The sequence below is a fragment of the Paenarthrobacter sp. 10L420 genome, assembly GCF_056395385.1.
Genome location: NZ_JBFTJK010000056.1, coordinates 1 through 1,584 on the forward strand (window position 1 = coordinate 1; position 1,584 = coordinate 1,584).

General features: G+C 64.1%; 1 protein-coding gene. It reads left to right on the forward strand.

Annotation, left to right across the window (positions count from 1 at the left end; translation table 11 throughout):
* Nucleotides 1-91: 91 nt before the first annotated feature.
* Nucleotides 92-1,584 (forward strand): mannitol dehydrogenase family protein (locus AC1DD5_RS25620; protein WP_477523123.1); only part of this gene is annotated, 1,493 nt, incomplete at its 3' end.

Genomic DNA, 1,584 nt, shown 5'->3' on the forward strand with positions numbered 1-1,584 from the left:
AGACGAAGAGGCCGCAGCCCGCTTCCCGTACAAGCAGGCCTACCTGCCGATTGCCCGTGAGCTCGACGGCTCCATGAAGGACTGGTAAACCATGGCATCCCCAAAGACCCCACCACTCTCGCTGGGCACACCTGGCCTCATCAGCAGCCACACCACCCCTCCCGCTGGCGTCGTCCACTTGGGCCTTGGCAACTTCCACCGCGCCCACCAAGCCGTCTACACCGACGCGGCCATCAAAGCCGGCGGCGGCGACTGGGGAATCATCGGCGTTTCCAGCCGGTCCTCGACTGTCACAGACGCCATGCACGCCCAGGACATGCTCTACACCGTGGTGGAAATCTCCCCCGAAGGCTCGGGATTTTCGATCCCCCGCGTACACACCGACGCGTTTGTGGCAGCCAACGATCCGGAGCGCGTCCCAGCAGTCATCGGTGACCCAGCCACCCGTATCGTCTCCCTCACCGTGACCGAAAACGGCTACACCTATTCACCCTCCACAGGATCGCTGAACCTCGCCGATCCCGCCGTACAACACGACCTGCTCAACGCCACCGCGCCCAAGACGCCGATCGGCCAAATCGTCCGCGGACTTCAACACCGTGCCCGCACACACTCAGAACCCATCACGATCCTGAGCTGCGACAACCTGGCCGACAACGGCCACCACACCCAGCGGCTGGTCCGCGAATTCGCCTCCAGGCTGCCAGCTCCCGAAGCAACGGAAACCCTGGCATGGATCGATGCCCATGCGAGCTTCCCGTCATCCATGGTGGACAGGATCGTACCGGCCACCACCGAACACTACCGAGCCCTTGTCGCGGAAGAACGCGGCTACATCGACGCCATCCCGGTCCCGGCGGAACCCTTCTCCATGTGGATCATGGAAGATAACTTCATAGCGGGCCGGCCCATGTGGGAAGCCGGAGGTGCTGTTTTCTCCAACGATGTCGCCGGGTATGAACAGCTCAAGGTCCGGCTCCTCAACGGCACTCACTCCCTGATCGCCTACTTGGGTGCGCTCACCGGAGCAGCCACTATCCCTGAATCGGTAGCGCAGGCCCACATCGAACAGGCAGCCCGTACGGTGCTGCGCGACGAGTACCTGCCCAGCGTCAACGTTCCAGCCGGCGTGGATGTCGGCGCCTACGAGGAGCAGCTCTTCTCACGCTGGCGCAACTCGGCTTTGGGCCACCGCACCAGCCAAGTCGGTTCCGACGGTTCGGTGAAACTCAGGCAGCGCATTCCGCTGCCGGCGCTGAAAATGCTCGACGCCGGGACCATGCCGCAGCTTCTGGCCCTCACCACAGCGGCCTACCTGACGTGCCTCGCCCCGTTGGGTGGCTTCGAGCCCGGCGAACATGCAGATGCCATGGAAGATCCCGCCCGTCGGCTCCTCTCCGGTCTGGCGGCCCAGTCCCGCTCCGGCCATGAGCTGGCCGAAAGTGTCCTGGCCGATCACCATCTCCTCGGCGAGGAACTTGCCGAGCGCACTGACTTCATCGAACGCACCGGCGAATTTATCGACATCCTGCAGTCCCACGGCCCACTGGCCGCCATCGCCGATGCCAGCAATCCGACATCCCG